Annotated in this window: 14 protein-coding genes; all 14 read left to right on the forward strand. The window is 44.3% G+C overall.

Annotated features, from left to right (window positions below):
* Nucleotides 1–22: 22 nt before the first annotated feature.
* The 14 genes from HUU58_10905 (at nucleotide 23) to HUU58_10970 (ending at nucleotide 16,918) form a co-directional block, all read left to right on the forward strand.
* Entirely contained in the window at nucleotides 23–928 is a 906-nt protein-coding gene (locus HUU58_10905) for a hypothetical protein (GenBank protein NUN46179.1), read from the forward strand.
* 8 nt (nucleotides 929–936) lie between these two features.
* Nucleotides 937–1,569 (forward strand): hypothetical protein, encoded by a 633-nt coding sequence (locus tag HUU58_10910; protein ID NUN46180.1) that lies wholly within the window; start codon nucleotides 937–939, stop codon nucleotides 1,567–1,569.
* 2 nt (nucleotides 1,570–1,571) lie between these two features.
* Entirely contained in the window at nucleotides 1,572–2,948 is a 1,377-nt protein-coding gene (locus tag HUU58_10915; GenBank protein NUN46181.1) for a sodium:solute symporter family protein, read from the forward strand.
* A 143-nt stretch (nucleotides 2,949–3,091) separates the two neighbouring features.
* On the forward strand, nucleotides 3,092–3,994 hold the full coding sequence (locus tag HUU58_10920; protein NUN46182.1) for a DUF4349 domain-containing protein: 903 nt from the start codon (nucleotides 3,092–3,094) through the stop codon (nucleotides 3,992–3,994).
* A gap of 98 nt (nucleotides 3,995–4,092) precedes the next feature.
* A complete protein-coding gene (gene queG / locus HUU58_10925) occupies nucleotides 4,093–5,034 on the forward strand; it encodes a tRNA epoxyqueuosine(34) reductase QueG (protein NUN46183.1) in 942 nt (313 codons plus the stop codon).
* 97 nt (nucleotides 5,035–5,131) lie between these two features.
* Nucleotides 5,132–5,719 carry a YbjN domain-containing protein gene (locus HUU58_10930; GenBank protein ID NUN46184.1) on the forward strand — a complete coding sequence of 196 codons (588 nt, stop codon included), beginning with the start codon at nucleotides 5,132–5,134 and terminating at the stop codon, nucleotides 5,717–5,719.
* A gap of 78 nt (nucleotides 5,720–5,797) precedes the next feature.
* The gene (locus HUU58_10935; GenBank protein ID NUN46185.1) at nucleotides 5,798–6,298 is read left to right on the forward strand and encodes an acyl-CoA thioesterase; all 501 of its coding nucleotides are present in this window, start codon (nucleotides 5,798–5,800) and stop codon (nucleotides 6,296–6,298) included.
* A 295-nt stretch (nucleotides 6,299–6,593) separates the two neighbouring features.
* Complete coding sequence (dnaK, locus tag HUU58_10940; protein ID NUN46186.1) at nucleotides 6,594–8,510, forward strand: molecular chaperone DnaK; 1,917 nt, start codon at nucleotides 6,594–6,596, stop codon at nucleotides 8,508–8,510.
* A gap of 173 nt (nucleotides 8,511–8,683) precedes the next feature.
* Nucleotides 8,684–8,902, forward strand: coding sequence for a zinc ribbon domain-containing protein (locus HUU58_10945; GenBank protein ID NUN46187.1), 219 nt, complete (start codon nucleotides 8,684–8,686; stop codon nucleotides 8,900–8,902).
* A gap of 116 nt (nucleotides 8,903–9,018) precedes the next feature.
* Complete coding sequence (gene htpX / locus HUU58_10950) at nucleotides 9,019–9,906, forward strand: zinc metalloprotease HtpX (GenBank protein NUN46188.1); 888 nt, start codon at nucleotides 9,019–9,021, stop codon at nucleotides 9,904–9,906.
* 9 nt (nucleotides 9,907–9,915) lie between these two features.
* Nucleotides 9,916–10,782: a J domain-containing protein gene (locus HUU58_10955; GenBank protein NUN46189.1), complete on the forward strand. Its 867-nt coding sequence runs from the start codon at nucleotides 9,916–9,918 to the stop codon at nucleotides 10,780–10,782.
* Nucleotides 10,783–10,891: 109 nt separating this feature from the next.
* Nucleotides 10,892–12,415, forward strand: coding sequence for a DegQ family serine endoprotease (locus HUU58_10960; GenBank protein ID NUN46190.1), 1,524 nt, complete (start codon nucleotides 10,892–10,894; stop codon nucleotides 12,413–12,415).
* A 76-nt stretch (nucleotides 12,416–12,491) separates the two neighbouring features.
* Complete coding sequence (gene lon, locus HUU58_10965) at nucleotides 12,492–14,945, forward strand: endopeptidase La (GenBank protein NUN46191.1); 2,454 nt, start codon at nucleotides 12,492–12,494, stop codon at nucleotides 14,943–14,945.
* 26 nt (nucleotides 14,946–14,971) lie between these two features.
* Entirely contained in the window at nucleotides 14,972–16,918 is a 1,947-nt protein-coding gene (locus HUU58_10970) for an ATP-dependent metallopeptidase FtsH/Yme1/Tma family protein (protein NUN46192.1), read from the forward strand.
* The last annotated feature ends 25 nt before the right edge of the window (nucleotides 16,919–16,943 follow it).

The raw sequence follows: 16,943 nt of genomic DNA on the forward strand, positions 1-16,943 counted from the left end.
TTCACTTCCCCTGGAGAAATCTATGAAACGAATGCTATTGTTTGTCACCGTTATTCTTATGGCTTGCGATGGTGGAAAATCAGATGAAGCCTTGATCCTAGATTTGACCGATTTTCCGCTGCCTTTAGCGGCTTCGACGGCGGCCATATACAACGGTGAATTGTACGTATTCGGAGGCAGTGATAACTACAATGGCGATACGACGTATCAATCCATTTTTAAATTTAACGGAAGCAGTTGGGAAACGGTCGATACGATGTTTAATGACGCTACTTGGGACGGAAAAGTTTTGATAAAAGAAAACTCAGCTTATTACGTTTCAGGATGGCCGGATATTTCAGGCGCTCTAAAACGTTATAATTTTACCACAAAAACATGGGCCAGTCTCGACACCGGTAGTATTAGTTTGAATTGGGGAACAACAGCCCAGATCGTAGGCAATAAGATTTATCACTTTGATTCTTACGGTGAAGTCGAAGTTTATGATATAAATACCAATCAATGGATTTCCCGCAATCCGAACGGTTTGAAAAACGGATCGGAGAGAGGTTTGACTTCGGTGGTATACGACGGAAATATCTTTGTAACAGGTTACGGGGATACGGTGTTGTATAAGTATCATGTTGATGCCGATTCGTTTTCAGTAGAATCCGTTATGCCGCGTTCAATTATATCTTGCGTTATGGTTGAGTTAGAAAACAAAATCTATTTTATCGGTGGTAGCGAAAATGATGGTGAAGACAATGTGTATTCAGATTCTTATATTTATGATATAACAGAACAGGAATGGACTCACAGCTCTATTGCTTTAAAAATCCCTTCCATTTTTACCGCTTATGCGTTATCCGGGAGTACGGTGTATGTGATCGGCGGTATCAATGCCAGTGGTGATGGTATTACAGATGCATACAAAATATCTCTACAATAGGAGGTACTATGCGGTTTATTAAAAAATTTTATTCGATTTGGGCTTTAGCATTGATTACTCAAGTATCGTCATTTGTAGTCGCGCAGTCAAAACCCGAACCTTGTATGATCAATGAATCGTTTAGTCTGGCTAAACATAAACCTGAAAAAATCGCGCAATGTATCGAGGAACAATATAATAAATCACTTAACAGTTCGGGCACTGTACTCTACGATAGTAAAGATATAAACATGTTTTTTGTAAAAGGCGTAAGATTGCCTGATGTAAATAAAAATCTATCCTCTTTTGGTAAGAGATTATATGCGGACTGTTTTGAGTATCGTGGTGGTCCTATTTTGGCGTTTTCTGAAGATAAGTCGGATAGTACGGACGAAACGGTACGCCGTTATGTATTCGGTTCAGCCGTAGTGCTTACAGACAAAAAGGGCATATTTGAGATACACTGTTATGACAGTAAATATGAAGTTGCAAAAGGAGTGAAAGTCGGAATGGCGATCACCGAGGTTGTTGCTAAATTTCCCGGTTTGAAACTTACCAATGAAAAAGAAGGTGATGTGTTGATTTCTAACAAAGGTTGTCTGACTTTGCATTATACCGATGGTATAGTACGTTGGATGGTTGTAGCGAGGGGTTGTTATTAGTCATGTCGCTGCTGCTTATTGGAATTTTGTCGTATGTAGCACTCCAACTTTTGATCGGCGTATTCGTTTCACGCAAAATCCATTCGGAATCGGACTATCTCCTTGCCGGGCGGAGTCTGGGCATGGGGCTTGCAACATTTTCGATTTTTGCGACTTGGTTTGGTGCTGAAACATGTATCGGCACGGCCGGAGCGGCCTATGAAAGCGGTTGGGCCGGCGTCAAAGCGGATCCTTTTGGTTATGGCGTATGTGTTTTGATCGTCGGTATTTTTTTTGCAATTCGCCTGTGGAAACAAAAACTAACGACAATCGGTGATTTCTTTAGAGCCAGATACTCACGTTCTGTTGAAAAAACAGCTGTCATCCTGATGATCCCCACATCGATCATGTGGGCTGCCGCGCAAATACGTGCGTTTGGCCTGGTGTTATCCGCCTCATCAGAACTTACCATTACACTTTCTTTGACAATCGCCGCTGCGGTCGTCGTAACTTACACGGCATTCGGAGGTCTTTTAGCCGACGCTATGACGGATGTAGTGCAGGGTATCACGCTTATTATCGGATTACTCGTGATCTTGCCATTTCTGATATCTGACACCGGTGGAATAAAAGGTTTTATGCACGTTGTTTTGCAGGAACGGCATAACGAAACGAATGTCAATTTTTTAGAAATAGCTGAGACATGGGCTATACCGATATGCGGGTCGCTCGTTGCACAGGAATTGCTTTCGCGTGTCATTGCGAGCCGTTCTCCTCAAATCGCACAACGCTCATCGATCCTCGCCGCGATACTGTACGTCAGCGTGGGTATTATCCCTGTGTTGATCGGGTTGACAGGTTTTGTTGTTTTGCCAGGACTATCCGAGAGTGAAAGTATTTTGCCGATGATGGCACAAAAATATCTTACACCGATGTTGTACATTATTTTTTCCGGTGCACTCGTGTCTGCGATTTTATCTACGGTGGACAGTACACTTTTAGCAGCTTCATCACTGATGACACATAACTTGATCATTGCTTCGCGTCCCGATTTAGATGAAAAGTCAAAACTTCGTATATCCCGATGGGGGGTTATCTCTATGGGTATTTTATCCTATATCTTAGCATTATATGCCGAAGGTATTTATGATTTGGTCAAAGATGCGTCGGCCCTCGGTAGTGCGGGAATTTTCATCGTTTTTGTTTTTGGGCTGTTTACGAATTGGGGTGGTGCGTATAGCGCTTTGGCGAGTTTGATAGTAGGTACAACCGTATGGATCGGCGCTCACTACGTGTGGGAATCTTCGACGGGCTACCTTATTGCACTTGGTGCAGCTTTTATAGTGTATGTGGGAATTGGTTTTTTTGAAAAGCACACTAAGCCCATAACACCAATTTAATTAACGAAAATCGCTCTTTTCATACACCTTACTGCGTAGCTCGTTTCTAATACAAAACGCAATCATAAGAGCGATTATCATCAAGAATTCAACATATCCTTTAAATAAATAAAATCGGTTATTCATAAAACCGTGGAGATAGCATGAATCGCAGCATTCTCTTTTGTTTGGCTATGTATATAGTCGCATGCGGCGAAAAAGTGAATTTTGCCGATAAGAGTGAACCGCACTCGCAAGCCGGTGCAGCGATGCGAAATATTCAGGCACCATTAAATGAACAAGGTGCGGATGCGTCACCGATAGCTGATCGCCATGAACATAGCTCAACCGCATCGTTGTACGCTGCGGAAAAAAAGCAGGATCGTATTATCATAAAGAACGGTTCACTTCAGATACAAGTTCAAAACTATGACGAAACAGTTTCCAAGCTTAGGACCATGGTTACGGCGTGGGGAGGATTTGTTGCACATTCATCTACGTCTGTACCTTACGCCGATGTCAAAGAGGGAAACTGGACCATACGTATTCCGAGTGAACACTTTGATACGGCCATGACCGGGGTTAAAACTTTAGGTCAAAAAACAGAAAGAGAAAGCGTTGAAGGACAAGATATAACAGAGGAATTTTACGATCTGGAAGCGCGGCTTCGCAATAAACGTCTTGAAGAAGAACAAGTACAAGCAATCCTCCGGCGTGCAGGTACGATTTCGGATGTATTAGAAGTGCAGCGTGAATTAAACCGAATTCGTGAAGAAATCGAACGAGCGGAAGGCCGTAAACAATTTCTCTCGGATCGGGTCAAATATTCTACGATCAATATACAAATGCACGAAGCTTATCCCGTCACGGTCAGCGCGAGCGGAGGGTTTTGGGCAACCATCGCTGAAGGTTTTGCGGACGGTTTTAAAGGCTTTGCCAATGTCCTCAGCAGTACGATCACCGTTTTGATCGCCGGAATACCTGTTTTTATTGTTTTCGGTCTAGTGATCAGGTTTGTTTTTTTACGTATGCGGCGGCACAGGGAAAATCCAAAAACATCCGGTTGAGGGCCAATTCATATATTAGCATAGTTATCGCATATGAATTTCATATGCGATTTTTTTTGATATCGGTGTATATTAGATGAACAATAGCAATAAAACTTATGGCCGATAAAAAATTAAAAGAGCTTATATGTGAAGAAGCCCGGGATTTGGGGTTTGATAAAATCGGATTCGCTACAGCGGCTCACGTTACACAGGCGGAATATCTAAAGCGTTGGTTGAATCAAGGTTACCATGCGTCCATGCAGTGGATGAGTAACCACTTAGAAAAACGCATTGATCCGCGCACGTTGTTTCCGGGTGCCCGCTCTGTAATCGTTGTGGCACTTAACTATCACCAGCCTCAAGCACGTTCTGTGACAGAAAATACCGGAAAAATTTCCCAGTACGCATGGGGCGAAGATTATCATGAGGTGTTAAAAGATAAGTTGTATATGCTACTAAATAAACTTTGTTTGCACGATACGCAGATCGAAGGCAAGGTGTGTGTTGATACGGCGCCGATGATGGATAAATATTGGGCCGTACAGGCAGGTATCGGATGGCAAGGCAAACATTCCAATGTTATTTCACGTGAATTGGGTTCATGGTTTTTTATCGGATCGCTGATCGTCAATGTTGATATAGAGCCAGATATGCCGATCGCGGATTTTTGCGGATCATGTACACGATGCATTGATGCATGTCCCACGCAAGCGATTATCCATCCGTATGTTGTAGATTCCGGGCGATGCATTTCATACTATACGATCGAACACCGAGGAGAGCAGTTGCCCGAGAGCCTTGTTGCACATTTGCAAAACTGGATATATGGTTGCGACGTGTGTCAGGATGTTTGCCCGTGGAATATCAAATTTGAAAAACCTACACGGGAAGCCCGTTTTACTCCACGTATGGAAAACATCAATGTTTCGTTACAGACTTGGCAAAACTTGACTGAATATGATTTTCGCTTAAAATTCCGCAAAAGCGCGGTCAAGCGCACTAAATTTGCAGGGTTACGAAGAAATATTTATGCGGCTCTGGAACCGAAAGCGTATTGACTTTGTTTGTTTTTTTTTCGATTTTTGATCCAATCATTGTTTTCAGGTCAATAATTTTTAGAATACAATTACTTCAATACGGCGGAGGCACGGTCTCATGGCAAAGAAAAAATCAGCGCCAAAAAAAGCGGCTAAAAAAGTCGTAAAAAAAGCAGTCAAAAAAGTAGCTAAGGCTGCACCAAAAAAATCAACGAAGAAAGTTGCTAAAAAAGCAGCCGGAGTCAAAAAGCAACAGTTAACCACGGATCAATTGCACGCCAAGGTATTGGGTAAAGTAGAGACATATATCAAACGTATCTATGGTAAGAGCTATGAAAAACACGATGACGGGCGATTCCTCGTATTTGAGGGCTCTACGGTTGTTCAAACGGTCTTGCGTCCGTGGCACGCCGGTGATATTGTCGTCGAATCATTTGCTTATGTGGTTCAGGATGCGCGTTTAACGGACGAACTGATGAAGTTTTTGTTGCGTGAAAATGCGACATTACACTTCGGTTCATTTGGATTGTCATTTGACGGAACGATTATATTCGGTCACTCGCTGGCCGGCGCCAATCTGGATGAAAACGAATTTTCCGCTTCGATCAAATCCGTAGCACGTATTGCGGATCACTATGATAATAAAATCGTCGAAATGGCCGGCGGTATGACTGCACGTGAAGCAATGAAAAAAGGCATCATGTGATCTGAAATAAAATATTACGTTGAAAAAAACCAGCGTCTCCGGCGCTGGTTTTGATTTTTATATATCAGGGGATACTTTATGAATTTGTGGATTCGTATGTTGCGTGTTTTTTGGAAATCTTTTTTTTGCAAAAAGAAAATAGGTCTTTTCGACGAAAGCCGGTTGAGTTTTAGAGTGTGGCCACATGACTGCGACATCAATATGCACCTCAATAACGGGCGCTACCTTACACTCATGGACCTTGGGCGTACGTATCTGATGGCGGAAATGCAAATGCTCTGGAAATTACCCAAAAGAAAATGGTTTCCTGTACTAGGCGGAGTGGAAATCCAGTTTCTGAAATCAATAGATCCTTTTCAAAAATTTGATATTGCGACACACGTTCTCACTTGGGATGCCAAATGGATTTATGTGGAACAGCGTTTCGAAAGAAACGGGGTAGTTTTGGCTAAAGCCCATCTGCGTGCATTATTTCTAGGTCCGCAAGGCCGTGTTGCTACGGATGCCATAATTGCTTTAGCGGAATTAGGTTCTGTCGAAGCGCCTTTGCATCCAGTTTTACAAAAATGGAAAGATTAAATTATTAATTTATCGAAATTGTACTTGCAAAAATTGTAACTATTTCTATCGCCGTACTAAGCCTCCTAATTCCTATCTAAACGCTTCAAATTAAGCGATATGACGTCTTGTCAATTAGACAAGCGACACGGTGTCTTTTTGTCACTAAATTCACTTTATATGACAATTTTTCAGTAGATTTAATCGTAAGTTATTTAAAATCAATATTAAAATTAGCGGCACAAGCTTTGCTAAATTAATGGCAGGTAAAAAAGTTTACTTAAAATAAACATTTGAAAATAAAAGGAGTAATGGTATGGCAAAGGGTAAAGTAATCGGAATCGATCTCGGAACAACGAATTCATGTGTTTCGATTATGGAAGGCGGTCAACCGGTTGTCATTGCAAATTCTGAAGGTGGTCGTACAACGCCGTCGGTTGTGGGTTTTACCAAAAACGGTGAGCGTTTGATCGGTAATCCGGCCAAACGTCAATCCATCACCAATCCCAAAAATACGATTTTTTCGATCAAACGTTTTATGGGTCGTCGTTATGACGAAGTAACCAGTGAGCGTGGACGTGTACCTTACGAAGTGACAGCCGGCGATAATAATACGGCACGTGTCAAAGTAGCGGATATTATGTATTCACCGCCGGAAATTTCGGCTATGGTGCTTCAAAAAATGAAACAAACTGCGGAAGACTATCTCGGTCAGACGGTAACGGATGCCGTTATTACCGTGCCGGCTTATTTTAATGATGCGCAACGTCAGGCGACAAAAGATGCCGGAAAAATCGCAGGCCTCAATGTATTGCGTATTCTCAATGAACCTACAGCCGCGGCGTTGGCCTACGGTCTGGATAAGAAGAAAAACGAAAAAATAGCCGTCTATGATCTTGGTGGCGGTACATTTGATATTTCCATTCTCGAAATCGGCGACGGTGTTTTCGAAGTATTGGCGACCAACGGTGACACCCATCTTGGCGGCGATGATTTTGATGATCTGATCATGAATTATCTTGCGGACGAATTTAAGAAAAATGAAGGCATAGATCTTCGCAAAGATCCGATGGCTTTGCAACGCCTCAAAGATGCGGCTGAAAAAGCTAAAATTGAGTTGTCGAGCTCTCAGCAGACGCAGATCAATCTGCCGTACATCACGGCCGTAGACAGCGTGCCGAAGCATTTGGACATCACATTGACACGTTCCAAATTTGAACAAATTTGCGATTCGTTGATTCAACGTACCGTCAAACCGGTCGAGCAGGCGATGAAAGATGCCGGTTTGCAATATGCGCAGATTGATGAGGTTATTCTCGTCGGCGGTTCGACGCGTATTCCCAAAATCCAGCAGCTTGTGCAAGACCTTTTCAAACGCGAACCGCACAAGGGTGTTAACCCGGATGAAGTGGTCGCCGTCGGTGCGGCTATTCAGGGTGCCGTCCTTGCGGGCGAAGTCAAAGACGTATTGTTGCTTGATGTGACACCGCTTTCACTCGGTATTGAAACGTTGGGCGGGGTATTCACCGCGATGATTCCGCGCAACACGACAATCCCGACGAAGAAGAGCGAAATTTTTTCAACAGCGGCCGACAGTCAGACGGCGGTAACGATTCGCGTCGGTCAAGGCGAACGCCAAATGTTTGCCGATAACCGCGAACTGGGTCGGTTTGAACTGATGGGCATTCCGCCTGCGCCGCGCGGTGTACCGCAGATCGAAGTGACATTTGATATTGATGCCAATGGTATCTTGCACGTAACGGCCAAAGATAAAGCGACCAATAAAGAGCAGCAAATTCGTATCGAATCGTCGTCCGGTCTTAACAAAGACGAGATTGATCGTATGGTCAATCAAGCGCAGGAACATGCCGAAGAAGACAAAAAACGTCGTGAAAAAATCGATACCAAAAATCAGGCTGAAAGCTTGGCGTATCAGACGGAAAAAAATATCAAAGAATTCGGAGATAAAGTCGATGCGGACAGCAAATCACGCTTAGAGGGTGAAATGCAAAAACTGAAAGACGCCATCGCTACGGATAACACCGACACGATGAAATCGGCCATGGAGTCGCTCAGTGCGATTTGGAATGAAGTGTCTTCTAAAATGTATCAGGCAGGTGCCGGTGCTCAGGGCGCGACCGGTGCCGGTCCGACAGACGGTGGTGCGCAACAGCAGAGTGGCCAAAAAGTCGAAGAGGCCGATTATGAAGTGGTGGATGAAAATAAGAAGTAACCAGTTTAGTAAATGAATTTAAAATGAATAATATATCATACGATATTGCTAAAAAAATAAAAGAGATAGACACGCAGTCAAAAAATTTGTTCGCTGAAAAATCCAAATTAGACTTGGTATTATCTGAGCCGAACTTATTTAATTTTTTAACCAAAAAGTTTTTTGAGTGAAAAATGCCGACATACGATTATAAATGCAAAAACGGCCATGTTTTCGAAGAATTTCATGGTATCAATGATAGCCCCGAGACGGTTTGCCCGCAATGCGGACAACCGGCAGTGAAAGAAATTGGCGCCGGTTCAGGCCTGATGTTCAAAGGTTCCGGGTTCTACATTACCGACTATAAAAAGAACAGCGGCTCGGACAGCGGATCAAAATCGGGCAAAGAGTAACGATTTTTTAATAAGCACTTAGGCATCCGTAAAAACTCATGCCAAAGTGCAGTTGAAATCATTTACCGGCGTGGGTTTACGGACGACGGTGCAACTAAAATGACAGGTGAAAACCTATGAAAATCCTGAACACGTTCAAAACGATGTTCTTCCTCACGACACTCGTTCTGCTTTTTGGTTTTATCGGCATGATGATCGGCGGTAAAAGCGGAATGATCATTGCCTTGATTTTGGCGGGGTTGATGAATTTTGTAACGTATTGGTTCAGTGATAAGATCGTACTCAGCATGTATGGTGCTAAAGAAGTGCAGTACGCCGATCAACCCAAGTTGTATAGCATGGTACAAAACCTTGCCCAGCGTGCCGGTTTACCGATGCCGCGCGTGTACATCATTCCTACCGATACGCCCAATGCTTTTGCTACGGGGCGCGATCCCCAGCACGGTGCCGTAGCGGTGACCGAAGGTATTATGGCCCGTTTGAGTGATGATGAAATGGAAGGTGTTATTGCGCACGAACTCGGTCACATCAAAAACCGGGATATTCTGATCAGTACCATCGTGGCGACGATCGCAGGAGCTATTTCCTCCTTGGCCAGTATGGCCCAATGGGCGGCTATTTTCGGCGGGTTTAACCGTTCCGATGACGAAGATAATGGCGGCGGCGGTAATATCGTGAGTGCTATGATCATAGCCATAGTGGCTCCGATCGCAGCGATGCTGATACAATTAGCCATTTCGCGTTCGCGCGAATTTTTAGCCGATCAGGCCGGTGCTGAAATATCCGGTAAACCGATGGGTTTGGCTAATGCCCTGATTAAACTGGAGCAGACCAATCTGCGTCTGCCCATGGACGCCAATCAGGCTACCGCGCATTTGTTTATTGTAAGTCCGCTTTCGGGCAAAGGGTTTGTTAATTTGTTTCGCACGCACCCGACGACCGAGGAGCGTGTTGCCAAACTCAAACAATGGGAAGAACAGCAGTACGGACTTATTACCCGTTAATGCGTAACGATGAAAGATTATTATAAAATACTCGGTGTGCCGGAATCGGCTTCGTCGGAGGATATTAAAGCGGCGTATAAAAATCTCGCCAAAAAATATCATCCGGACCGCAATCCGGGCAATAAGCAATCCGAGGAGAAATTTAAGGAGATGTCCGAGGCGTATAATATTTTAAGCGATGTCAAAAAACGTAAAGAATATGATACGATGCGGCGTTTTGGCGGCCAGGGCAGCGGCTTTTCGGGAAGCGATAATTTTGACCTGAATGATTTCATGCGCAATTTCGGATTTAGCGGACAGAACGCTTCTTTTCGAAGTTCAGGCGGTTTTTCGGATTTATTTGATGAAATGTTCTTTGGAAAAGGCGGCGCGCATACTTCAGAGGCGGACCAGCGGGTTGAATTGACCATTACATTTGAAAAATCAATTCAGGGCGGTGAAGTGGATTTTACGTTACGGCAACATGGTAACCAAAATTTACGCGTTAAAATCCCCGCGGGCATACAGGACGGCGAGGTGTTGCGAATTCAAAATCCGAATATCGGTTCAATTAACCTGACGATTCGCGTGCAGCCGGATAAAGCATTTACTCGCAAAGGAATTGATATTTATGCGGATGTGCAGGCCAATCTTGCGCAGCTGATGCTTGGGAGCAGCGTACGTGTACACACCGTATATGGCAATGCGATCGATGTCAAAATACAGCCCGGCACACAACCCGGTACGATATTAAAGCTTTCCGGTTTTGGTGTTAAAACTTCGCGCAATCATGGCGATATGTATGTTACGATCAAAACAAAAATCCCGGGACATTTGAACAAACATCAAAAGGAGCTTTTTGAAAATTTTGCTAAGAGTTTGGATTTAAAGTGGTAACAATTTTCAGATTTTACATTGATTAAAAAAAATTAACAAAACTTTGACATGACGTTGTGCGTAAATAATAATCGTAAACAACATCGCACAACGAATGGAGGTCTTAACCATGGTTAGCACACGTTCATCAAAACTCATTGCTGGATTTTCCCTCATCATTATCGGTATTGTCGCCGGCGTGATTTTGACGGCCAATTTCAATTTTACGCATAAAGGCAAAGCATCGGCGGAATCCGAGCAACGCGCCAAACTGGAAGAAACGATGGCGACAATGAAGGATTTCAGTGAAGGATTTTCGGCCGTTGCAGAATACGTTACTCCGAGTGTTGTCACGGTCGAAACGGAAAAAACCGTTCGCGTAGATTCCCGTCAATTTAATCCGTTCGGTGATTTTTTTGGCGATAATGATCCCTTTCAACAGTTCTTTGGCGCTCCGCGCGGTGGACAACCCCAGGAACAAAAATTGAGTGGTCTCGGGTCGGGCGTTATCGTCAGTGAAGACGGATATGTCATTACCAACAATCACGTGATTGATAATACGGATAAGATCAAAGTTACCTTGTCCAATGAAAAAACATACGAAGCCAAACTTATCGGAACGGATCCGCGCACGGATATAGCTATTCTCAAGATTGATGAAAAAGGGTTACCCGCTGTAAAGATTGCCGATTCGGATAAGATCAAAGTGGGCCAGTGGGCTGTCGCGATCGGCAATCCGTTTAGCAAACAGCTTAGCCATACGGTAACAGCCGGTATTGTCAGCGGTATTGCGCGCTCGTCCATTAACTCGGATACCGACGTGGATTTTCTGCAAACCGATGCCGCAATCAATCCCGGTAATAGCGGCGGTGCTTTGGTGAATATGACCGGAGAACTCATCGGTATCAATGCTGCGATTTTATCGAAAAGCGGTGGTTACGAAGGCATCGGTTTTGCGATTCCTTCGAACCTTGCTAAATCGGTAATGGATCAATTGATCAAAAATGGTAAAGTCGTTCGCGGATATGTCGGTGTACAAATGCAGGATATTTCCGAAGAGATGGCCAAAGCGCTGAGTTTGAAAGAACCAAAAGGCGCCGTAGTGGCCGCGATCATGGAAGACAGCCCTGCAGAAAAAGCCGGTTTGCAGCAAGGCGATGTAATCACCAAAGTTAACGGCAAATCGGTTGAGAACAGTGCTGAAATTCGAAAAAATATCGTAAACAAAAACCCCGGAACATCGGTTGATCTCGGCGTTATACGTGATGGAAAAGATATGACGATCAAGGTTGTACTCGGCGAAGCACCGTCAGAACAACCCGTAGCGGCCAGTAAAGAAGAAAGTTCGACCGCAAAGAAAAATGCCGAAAGACTGGGTATGGGCATTGCCAACCTCAGTCGCGATTTGGCGCAGAAATACGGATTTAATGCCAAAGAAGGCGGCGTCGTGATCACATCGATTGACCAAAATGGTCCGGCATTCCGAGGCGGTCTGCGCGAAGGTGATGTTATCAAACGCGTAGGTCGTACGGATATCAAGTCCACTAAAGAATTTTCAGAAGCTGTAAACAAGATCAGTAAAGGTGATACCGCGTTGTTCCTCGTCAATCGCAAAGGAACTTCGATGTTTATCGCGTTTAATATACCGAATTAAAAAATAAAATTTCCGATCTTAGAGAAAAGCATCAGGACTTTTCCTGATGCTTTTTTTCTAATCAACCAGGAAGGTTATGACGAAAACGCTGGAAGAACAAATTTCCACCAAAGAAAAGAAAAAACGCGGCGGCCAGGTGCCCGATTCGCTGCCGATCATTCCGCTGCGCAATACGGTGCTGTTCCCGCAGCAAATCATGCCGTTGTCGATAGGGCGCGATAAAACATTACGTTTGGTGTCTGAATTCGCCGATGCCAATCGTCTGATCGGTGTCGTGGCTCAAAAAGAAAGCGCTATCGAAAATCCGTCTCAAACCGAAATGTACGAATACGGTGTGGCCGCGACGATCGTACGTGTTTTTGATATGCCGGACGGGAGCAAAAGCGTCATCGTGCAGGGTGTTCAACGCATACGCATCAACGATTTTATACAGGAAGATCCGTACTGGATTGCCAATGTAACCGAGCTGGGCGATATTCCTGCGCCGGCGAGCGACCTGGAAATTGACGCGTTGATGAATAACATCAAAAACATTTTTCAAAAAATGTCGGGACTTGCGCCGTATATCACGGCCGAGCAGACGACGATGATTCTGAATATTCAACAACCTGGGCGATTGTCCGATGCCGCCGTAGCAGCGCTCAATATTCCTACGGATGAAAAGCAGGGCATACTTCAAATTTTGGATGTCAAAATCCGACTGGAGCAGACACATATCATGCTTACCAAAGTACTTCAGACTTTGGAACTTGGTAATAAAATTCAGAGCGATGTACAAGACGAGATCAGCAAAACGCAACGCGAATATTATTTGCGTGAACAACTCAAAGCCATACAGCGCGAGCTGGGCGAAGTCGAAACCGGTAATCCGGAAATTTCAGAATTACGCGAAAAAGTAGAAAAAGCCAACATGCCTAAAGAGGCGTTGGAGGTAGCTAAAAAAGAATTAGAACGTCTCGGCCGCATGTCGCCGATGGCGGCCGAATACACGGTTTCGCGCACATATATTGATTGGCTGATTGATATCCCGTGGAATATTTTTACTGAAGACAACCTCAATATCAAAGAAGCGCACGAGAGGTTAGATTCGGATCACTTTGGATTGGATAAGGTTAAAAAACGTATTCTTGAATACCTTGCTGTTCGTAAACTTAAGAATGATATGCGTGGGCCGATTTTATGTTTTGTTGGCCCTCCGGGCGTAGGCAAAACATCACTGGGACGCTCTATTGCCAATGCTCTTGGACGCAAATTTGTGCGCGTCGCTTTGGGTGGTATTCGCGATGAGGCGGAAGTACGTGGTCATCGTCGTACCTATATCGGTGCATTGCCCGGTCGTGTGTTACAAGGAATAAAGAAAGCCGGTTCATCCAATCCTGTTTTCATGCTGGATGAAATTGATAAGGTAGGAATGGATTTTCGGGGTGACCCGTCAAGTGCGTTACTGGAAGTTTTGGATCCGGAGCAAAATAATTCGTTTTCTGATCATTATCTCGAAGTACCTTTTGATTTGAGTAAAGTGCTTTTTATTGCTACGGCCAATTTAGCTGACCCGATCATACCGGCGCTTCGCGATCGTATGGAGGTCATAGAAATTCCGGGTTACACGGAAGAAGAAAAAATTAAGATTGCTGAAAAATTTATCATCCCAAAACAAACCAAAGAACACGGTCTGAAAGAAAATCAAATTCGTTTTACTAAAGATGCCGTCCGTTTGATAGTTCGCGAATATACACGGGAAGCCGGTTTACGAAACTTGGAACGTGAAATGGCAACGGTTTGCCGAGGTGTGGCGCGTGAAGTAGCGGAAAATAAAATTACGAAGAAGACGATTGACGGAAAAAATCTTCACGAATACCTCGGTCGCGCGAAGTTTTTTCTCGATGCATCCGAACGTATCAAAAAACCGGGTATTGTCACAGGGCTTGCGTGGACGGCTGCCGGTGGGGATATTTTATTTATCGAAGCGAGTAAAATGCGCGGAAAAGGTGCGCTTACATTGACCGGTCAACTCGGCGATGTAATGAAAGAAAGCGCCGTAGCGGCTTTAAGTCAAATCAAGTCGCAAGCCGATGTATTGGGTATCACGGAAGATTTTGACAAGATTGATATACATATTCACGTTCCTGCCGGGGCTATACCCAAAGACGGTCCTTCGGCCGGTATCACGATGTACACGGCGTTGTATTCTTTACTGACGGATCGACTCGTTCGCAATGATGTCGCCATGACAGGTGAAATCACATTACGCGGTACGGTTTTGCCAATCGGTGGAGTAAAAGAAAAAATTTTGGCGGCTCATCGTGCGGGATTGCGAACGATCATTTTGCCGGATAAAAACGAAAAAGATCTTGATGAAGTACCTGCACAGATTCGTAAAGAAATGACCTTTATACCTGTGAATGAGGTTTCTAAAGTCATCGAAAATGCTTTACGACCGGAAAAACGTGCGGGTCATTCTTCGCATGGTAACGGAAAAATAAAGTCAAAAAAAATGCTACGTAAAAAGATCGCTGCGCGAAGTAAATAAATACAGAAAGGTAACCGGTTAGTCGAATGAACTCCAAATACCAAATACCAGTCATTATCGGCATATTGCTGGTATTTATGCTGCTCAATCCGATATTGTTTTCTTCCAATCAGGATGTTGAAGTTTCCTATAAATCCTTTCGGGATAGTCTTCAGGCCGGTCGCGTGGATGAAGTGCAAATCACCGGTGAAAAAATATTCGGCCGCTTTAAATTATCCGATAGCGCCATAGCGGCGATGCAAACAAAAGAAGCCGAAAAACCTACGGATTTGGCAGAACGTATTCGCCTCGGTCAATTATTTGAGAATACGTTCAAAAAAGACATGCGTCAGCCGTTTGTTGTAATTGCCTTACCGGATGAAAAATTAGTCGAGGATTTACAAAAGTACGGTGTTAACTACAAAGGCGTAATTGACAGCAATTGGCTTGAAAATCTGCTACTGTATTGGGTATTCCCTCTGATACTTTTATTTTTTGTTTGGGGTTTTATTTTCCGACGCATGGGCGGCGGTGCCAATGTGATGAACATAGGCAAAAATAAAGCGCGTATATATGCCGCTGATACTAAAACACGGGTTACCTTTGAAGACGTAGCCGGAGTTGAAGAGGTTATCGAAGAAGTACGCGAAATTGTGGATTTCCTCAAAAATCCTAAAAAATATACCAAGTTAGGCGCTAAAATTCCCAAAGGTGTCTTATTAGTAGGTCCTCCGGGTACTGGAAAAACACTCTTGGCAAAAGCCGTTGCCGGTGAGGCCAATGTTCCGTTTTTCAGTCTCAGCGGTTCGGACTTTGTGGAGATGTTTGTCGGCGTGGGCGCTTCGCGCGTGCGTGATCTTTTTGCCGAAGCTAAATCTAAAGCCCCGTGTATCATCTTTATTGATGAGATCGACGCTATCGGTCGCAGTCGTGCAAAAGGTTTTGTGATGGGCGGCCATGATGAACGCGAAAATACGTTGAACCAATTACTCGTTGAGATGGATGGTTTTAATACGGACAAAGGTGTCATCATCATGGGAGCGACCAATCGTCCTGATGTTTTGGATTCGGCATTACTCAGACCAGGCCGTTTTGATCGTCAAGTTGTGTTAGATCGTCCTGATCTCAAGGCGCGCGTGGATATTTTTAATGTACACACCAAAGGTATGCCGTTAGCGGCGGATCTTGATATCAAATCACTTGCAGCACAAACGCCCGGTTTTGCCGGTGCGGAGATCGCCAATGTCTGCAACGAAGCGTCATTATTGGCTTCCCGTAAAGATAAAGAACGCATCGAAATGAGTGATTTTCAGGAAGCCATCGAACGTGTTATCGGTGGATTAGAAAAGAAAAATAAAATTATCAGCCCGAGGGAACGTGTCATCGTGGCATATCACGAATCCGGTCACGCCGTGGTCGGGCATTATCTTGAAAATGCGGACCCCGTACATAAAGTTTCCATCGTGCCGCGCGGTATCGGTGCACTCGGTTATACGCTGCAGACGCCGCTGGAAGACCGATATCTTTTATCCAAAGATGAATTGATCGAGCGTATGTGCAGTCTGCTTGGCGGGCGTGCGGCGGAAGATATCGTTTTAGGCAAAGTTTCTACCGGTGCCTCCAATGATCTCGAACGCGTCACTGAGATCGCCAATCGTATGGTGACAATGTACGGGATGAGCGATAAATTGGGCAATTTATCCTTTACCGAACAAGGTCGTGAAAATTTCCTTGGTGGCGTCAACATGAAGCCTTATAGCGAAGAAACGGCTAAACTAATTGATAGCGAAGTCAAATCCATCGTGGATATGGCTTACGAGAAAACCAAACAACTTTTAATCGATCGACGTGAGGAGTTGGAAGCCCTAACTCAGCGTTTGCTTGAAAAAGAAGTGCTCGATAAAAAACAAATCGAGGAGATTCTGGGAGAAAAGCCCGTGCCGGAGAATAACGGGCATGTTCCTAAAGAAAAAACAATAGCAACGCCGGAATAATATATTATCCAAACCGGATACCTTT

The sequence above is a fragment of the bacterium genome, assembly GCA_013360215.1.
In the GTDB taxonomy this organism is placed as follows: Bacteria; CLD3; CLD3; order SB21; family SB21; genus JABWCP01.